The organism is Brenneria roseae subsp. americana, from assembly GCF_003115815.1.
Classification (GTDB): domain Bacteria; phylum Pseudomonadota; class Gammaproteobacteria; order Enterobacterales; family Enterobacteriaceae; genus Brenneria; species Brenneria roseae.
Window position 1 is genome coordinate 1 of the sequence record NZ_QDKJ01000030.1, and the last position, 6,090, is coordinate 6,090.

The window sequence follows — 6,090 nt, forward strand, 5'->3', positions numbered from 1 at the left end:
CAGGCGCTGGCAGAGCAAACTATTACCTATGCCAAAAAGAATATTGAAGTCGTCATACCCAAGAACCCCGGTGGCGGTACAGATACCTCGGCTCGTACATTAATTGAATATGCCAAAGATCGGTTACCGAAAGGGATTATCTTTGTTCCGGTCAATAAACCGGCTGGCAATGGCATCACCGGATTAATCGAGGTCGCCAAAGCCAGACCTGATGGTTATAAACTGGTCATGACGACGGTGGAATTAGCCATGTTCCCTTATCAGAATAAATCACCGGTCACCTATAAAGACTTCACGCCGCTGGTCACGACCATTGCCGATCCGGTTGCTATCGTGGTCAAGGCCGATTCAGGCCTCAACACGCTGGAAGAATTTATTAATGCCGCAAAACAACAGCCCGGCAAACTCAAGATCGGTAATTCCGGCATGGGCGCCATTTACCATCTGGCCGCGGTGAATATTGAGAAAAATACGGGCACCAAATTTAACCACATTCCTTACAACGAAGGCACCGGGCCCTCCATTGCGGCGCTGGTCGGCGGGCATATTGATGCCGTTCTCACCACGCCCGGCGCGGTAAAATCTCAGGTTGATGCCGGTATTCTTCGCGTACTGGCCGTCATGGATGAAAAACGCTTTGAATTATTCCCGGATGTTCCCACCGTCAAGGAAGCGCTCAATCTGGATTTCAACGTGAAGATGCGGGCCTGGGCCGTATTGGCGACAACCGCCAAAGTGCCATCTGACATCACCGACCAGTTAGTCAAGGCATTCACGGACGTAATCAACGATCCGAGCTATCAGGATGCGGTCAAAAAACAAGGGATTATGCCTGTCAGCATCGTCGGTCAGGATGCTTATAAGATGATGCAGGAAGATGATGAGATGTATAAACAACTCATTGCCGACACATTGAAAAAATAATAGGGCAAACGCTCCTGCTGACGCTTGTCAGCAGGAGGGAGAATATCTATGCGCAAGTTTAATATCCTCATCGGTTTAATGTCCGTAGGCATGGGCGGATTAATTTTGTTCCTGTCGAAAGATATGTCGATGTTTGATGAATATGGTGTACCAGGGGAAAGATTTTGGCCCTACGGCCTGGCATGGCTATTTATCGGATTGGGCATTCTACAGTGGGTTGTGGTCGTCAAAGACCGTCTGGCAAGCGATAAACCCGTGGATTTGTCTTCCAAATTTGTCCGGTTAACCTATGTTCTGAGCATAATCGCCGTCGTATACGGCATTGTGCTTTCCTGGGCCGGTTTTATTCTGTCCGCAATGATCTTTATTCCGGTCACTATGCTGTTTATGAATGAACGTCGGGCATGGTATATCGCGCTATCAACCCTGTTAATTGTGGCGGCGGTTTACCTCTCTTTCACTTATTTGTTCAATTCGCCTTTACCAACATCAGTTTTCAGCGAATCCTGAAAAGGGAATAATTATGAACGACGTCCTTATGGCATTCTCTATTGTGTTCAGTTTTGACACAATAATTGTGGTTTTCTTAGGCGCGCTGGCCGGTATTCTCATCGGTATTATTCCCGGCCTGACGGTTAATATGGGGATCGCGCTGCTGCTCCCCCTCACCTACTCCTTCCAGGGCGTCAGCGGTATTTTATTATTGCTGGGCGTTTATTGTGGCGCGATCTATGGCGGTTCAATTACCGCGATACTTATCAGCACCCCGGGCACGCCGGCCTCTGCGGCTACCGTGCTGGATGGTTACCCGATGGCAAAACGCGGCGAAGCCGGCAGAGCGCTAGGGTTATCAACCATGGGTTCTCTCTTTGGCGGCGTCTTCAGCACCATCGCGCTTATCCTGGTAGCGCCAATGCTGGCCACCGTCGCCACCGGGTTTTCGGCGCCGGAATATTTTGCGCTGGCGATTTTCGGTATCAGCATCATTACCAGCGTATCGTCGCAATCGATGATAAAAGGGTTGATCGGCGGCGGTATCGGACTGGCCATCGCCACCATCGGGCTTGACCCCATGACCAGCGGCATGCGCTTTACCTTTGACTCGGTGTACCTGATGGGCGGTATTTCATTTATTCCCATTCTGGTTGGCCTGTTTGCTTTTTCTCAGGGATTGCTCAGCTTTGAAGAAGATTATCGTGAGCGATTTTCCAACAGCGTTCAGCGGAACGTTGCCAAGATCTCTCGCATCCTGCCCAGTTGGGAAGATTTCCGGCGCTGTCTGCCAACCTGGTTACGTTCATCAGTCATTGGCACCGCCATCGGTACCATACCGGGCGTCGGGGGAGATATTTCATCGTGGATCGCCTACAACGAAGCCAAACGCTGGTCAAAGAAACCCGAAGAGTTCGGCCACGGTTCGCCTGAAGGCGTGTCCGCGCCAGAAGCCGGCGCCAATGCCGTATCCGGCGGGTGTATGGTGCCACTGATGACGTTGGGTATTCCCGGTGATGGCGCTACGGCGATCATCATGGGGGCCTTTCTGGTTCAGGGGCTGGCGCTGGGACCACAGCTGTTTACGGAACACCCTGTCGAAGTGAATACGATTTTCATCGGCCTGATGCTGGCTAACCTGTTCATGGGACTGCTGGGTTTTATGGGCATGAAGCTATTCGTCAAGGTAATGGACATTCCCCGCACGATTCTGGTCCCCACCATTCTGTTGTTGTGCACCGTTGGGGCTTACACGGTCAACCACAGCATGGTCGATGTGTTTGTCATGATGGGAGCCGGTATTGTGGCTTATATCCTGATTAAACTGGATTTTTCCATGTCTCCGATTGTCATTGGCATCATTCTCGGTCCATTGGCCGAGACGAATTTACGACGTTCGCTGATGATGTCGCAGGGAGATCCATCCATATTCTTCACGCGACCGGTGTGTGCCGTTTTCATTATCATCGCGTTATTGACGCTGTTTCTGCCGATTTTTTCTCCGGCAATAAAAAAATGGCGTCAGAAAAGGCGCAACGTGTGTGAGAAAACGAATTAATAAGCCTGTAAGTCAGGTTCTGAATTGGTGGTGAAATGCTCAAATGATATACTTTGCCGCCAACCTCAATAGATTGATGGCGGGCATCCATACCCGCCCCCCTGCGGGCTGTCGCTGATGCGACGTTAAAAAACGCTCCCGACGTTTTTTGCAAGTTGCAGGAAACCAACCACCTGTAACCTGAAAGAAGCAGGGTAAAATCGTTAACGGAATTAATCTGGCGTACATTTATGGCAAAGACGGTAGAACAAATTGCCAATGCACTGAATCTATCCATTACAACAGTGCGTTTAGTGCTGAACGACAAAGCGGAACAGTACCGTATTAGTGAAAAAACACAGACGCGGATTAACCATTACGTAGCGGAACATGGTTACGTCGTTAACCATACCGCCCGTAGTCTCAAGCTCAATAAAACCGATACGCTGGGGCTGATTGTGCCCCGCCTTTCCAACCTGTTTTTTTCCACGCTGGCGGAAAAGCTGGAAATGCGCTGTCGTGAGGCAGGTTATCAATTAATGATCAGCTGTACTTATAGTGATGAACGCTATGAGAACAAACTGGTCGAATCCTTACTACAGCGTAATATCGACGGTTTATTTGTTGTCCCTTCAACTCAGCAAACGCAAAACCACCACCTGAAGCTGATAAAGCGGCCGCTGGTGTTTCTCGATCGTGACTTCGGCGACTGTGACGCGCCGCTGGTCATGAGTGATAACTTTCAAGGCGCCGTTCAATTGACCGAGGCGATGCTGGCGAACCGCGATCCCACTTCGCTATTTTTCATGGCCGGGGACATCCAGCAGCCGGCCATTAAAGAGCGTTTGCGCGGTTATCAGCAGGTCATGGTACAGCAAGGACTGTTCAGGGAAAGTCAGGACTGGATCCTGGAAGCCAGCCACAACCGCCGTGAAGATGGCGCACAGATGATGCGTGAGTTTTTCACCCGCCATACCGATGCTCCGCACGCATTTATCGCCTCATCTCTGCCTGTGCTCGAAGGGGTATTGAGCGTATTACGAGAACGCTATGGGCATATCCCGGCAGAAATGAATATCGGCACCTTTGATGAACACGCCATGCTGGGATTTCTATCAAACAATATCTGGTCAATGCGCCAAAATGAGGATGCCTGGGTCGAACAGGCGTTTTCCGCCATGCGGCATGCTTTGCAAGGAGAATCCGGTGCAAGCAAGGCCATTATTCCCATGAAAATGATCCACCGCCACCGCGCATCAACCCTCAACACGGAAACGTGAATCCCGTAACGTTGATGCTTAAAACGTTGGAAAGGAAAAGCGCTTCTGATACTAACATCGCGATAATGGTTTACGGTCATTTAACGCTTAGGCGATGTCACTTTATCGATATTCCATATCATTGATAAAAAGCAAAAAAAGAACCAAACAATGGCCGAAACACATTCCCGGTCAACAGACCGGGAACATCGGTATCATTCAGGCGGCGGAAACCTTGCCTGGCGACGTTTTCGGCGGCGGTAAAATACCATCGGCACGGAACATGGCCTTGATGCCGCGAACCGCCTGTCGGATACGATCCTGATTCTCTATCAACGCGAATCGGACATGCGTATCACCATAGTCACCAAATCCAATCCCCGGGGACACGCACACCTTTGCTTCAGCCAGCAGACGCTTGGCGAATTCCAGCGATCCCATATGCGCATACGCGTCCGGAATTTTAGCCCAGACATACATGGAAGCCTTCGGTTCATCCACCATCCAGCCCGCTTCATGCAGACCGCGCACCAAAACATTGCGTCGCTGGCGATACTGCTCGGCAATATCCCGAACACACTGCTGATCGCCTTCCAGCGCCGCAATCGCCGCCACCTGCAAGGGCGTGAATGTACCGTAGTCGTGATAACTCTTGATGCGAGACAGCGCGTTGACCAACTCCTGGTTACCCACCATAAAGCCAATACGCCAGCCGGCCATGTTGTAGCTTTTCGACAACGTGAAAAACTCGACGGCAATATCCTTCGCGCCGGGCACCTGCATAATTGACGGCGCCTTCCAACCGTCATAAACGATGTCGGCATAAGCCAGATCGTGAATCACCAACACGCCATACTGTTTTGCCAGCGCCACCACACGCTCAAAGAAATCCAGCTCGACACACTGCGCGGTCGGATTGGAAGGGAACCCAAGGATCATCATTTTGGGTTTTGGTATGCTTTCGCGGATCGCTCGTTCCAGTTCATTAAAGAAATCCACACCGTCAACAAGCGGAACAGAACGCACCTGAGCCCCGGCAATCACCGCCCCATAGATGTGAATCGGGTAGCTTGGGTTTGGCACCAGCACAGTATCACCATGATCCAACGTTGCCAGCATCAGGTGCGCCAATCCCTCTTTAGATCCGATAGTGACGATCGCTTCACTTTCCGGATCAATTTCCACCTGATAACGGTCGGCATACCAGCGCGAAATGGCACGACGTAAACGAGGAATTCCCCTGGAGGTTGAATAACCGTGGGTATCCTCGCGCTGAGCAACAGTACATAGCTTTTCCACGATATGAGGGGGTGTCGGACCGTCCGGGTTACCCATGCTGAAATCAATAATGTCCTCGCCACGACGACGAGCCGCCATTTTTAATTCAGCAGTGATATTGAATACGTAAGGGGGGAGACGATCGATGCGCGTAAAACGGCGCGGAGAATTAGAATCAGCCATAGCAACCTCAAAGTAACGTGAGCGCCCGGACCGTCCGAGCGACGCCTGGATCCGTTTTGCGGATCAGCTATTAAAGCTATCCCAGATTATGGAATCTGTCGATATGGCATTTCATAAATTTTTATGCCGCTAAAATCGGACAGGCAGGTTGGCAATGCATCCGAATCCCTTGACTGCCGTATGTTCATCAGGCGTCGTTCGCACGCCGCCACGCCGCGTTGTTCAGAATGATAACGTTTTATCCCGCAGTAGACGCAGAGGAAGCCCCAGCAAAGAATTAAGCATTTTTTGATAAATCGCCATAAATAACAATATGTTGTTTTATGGTGTTTCCTTCGCGTAAAAAATCGTGCTGAGGTGGGCGTGACCGCCGGGTGAGCGGCAGGACGCCGCGAAAGTCAGTGCCGCGTCGGGAAC

General features: G+C 50.9%; 5 protein-coding genes. 4 read left to right on the top strand and 1 reads right to left on the bottom strand.

Annotated features, from left to right (window positions below; translation table 11 throughout):
* Nucleotides 1–6 precede the first annotated feature (6 nt).
* The 4 genes from B4923_RS20420 to B4923_RS20435 all read left to right on the top strand — a co-directional run bounded on the left by B4923_RS20420 (nucleotide 7) and on the right by B4923_RS20435 (nucleotide 4,233).
* Nucleotides 7–924, top strand: a complete 918-nt coding sequence (locus B4923_RS20420) for a tripartite tricarboxylate transporter substrate binding protein (RefSeq protein WP_425428667.1) — start codon at nucleotides 7–9, stop codon at nucleotides 922–924.
* Nucleotides 925–972: 48 nt separating this feature from the next.
* The gene (locus B4923_RS20425) at nucleotides 973–1,434 is read left to right on the top strand and encodes a tripartite tricarboxylate transporter TctB family protein (RefSeq protein WP_109491530.1); all 462 of its coding nucleotides are present in this window, start codon (nucleotides 973–975) and stop codon (nucleotides 1,432–1,434) included.
* A 13-nt stretch (nucleotides 1,435–1,447) separates the two neighbouring features.
* Entirely contained in the window at nucleotides 1,448–2,974 is a 1,527-nt protein-coding gene (locus B4923_RS20430; protein WP_109491531.1) for a tripartite tricarboxylate transporter permease, read from the top strand.
* Nucleotides 2,975–3,204: 230 nt separating this feature from the next.
* Nucleotides 3,205–4,233, top strand: coding sequence for a LacI family DNA-binding transcriptional regulator (locus B4923_RS20435; RefSeq protein WP_109491532.1), 1,029 nt, complete (start codon nucleotides 3,205–3,207; stop codon nucleotides 4,231–4,233).
* A 198-nt stretch (nucleotides 4,234–4,431) separates the two neighbouring features.
* Here the strand turns inward: B4923_RS20435 and alaC are convergent, their stop codons facing one another.
* The gene (gene alaC / locus B4923_RS20440) at nucleotides 4,432–5,673 is read right to left on the bottom strand and encodes an alanine transaminase (RefSeq protein WP_109491533.1); all 1,242 of its coding nucleotides are present in this window, start codon (nucleotides 5,671–5,673) and stop codon (nucleotides 4,432–4,434) included.
* Nucleotides 5,674–6,090 lie beyond the last annotated feature (417 nt).

What these genes read in the sequence shown, in the direction of transcription:
- B4923_RS20425 (WP_109491530.1), top strand. Translation starts at nt 973, where the DNA reads ATGCGCAAGTTTAATATCCTCATCGGTTTAATGTCCGTAGGCATGGGC.
- B4923_RS20430 (WP_109491531.1), top strand. Translation starts at nt 1,448, where the DNA reads ATGAACGACGTCCTTATGGCATTCTCTATTGTGTTCAGTTTTGACACA.
- B4923_RS20435 (WP_109491532.1), top strand. Translation starts at nt 3,205, where the DNA reads ATGGCAAAGACGGTAGAACAAATTGCCAATGCACTGAATCTATCCATT.
- alaC (WP_109491533.1), bottom strand. Translation starts at nt 5,673, where the DNA reads ATGGCTGATTCTAATTCTCCGCGCCGTTTTACGCGCATCGATCGTCTC.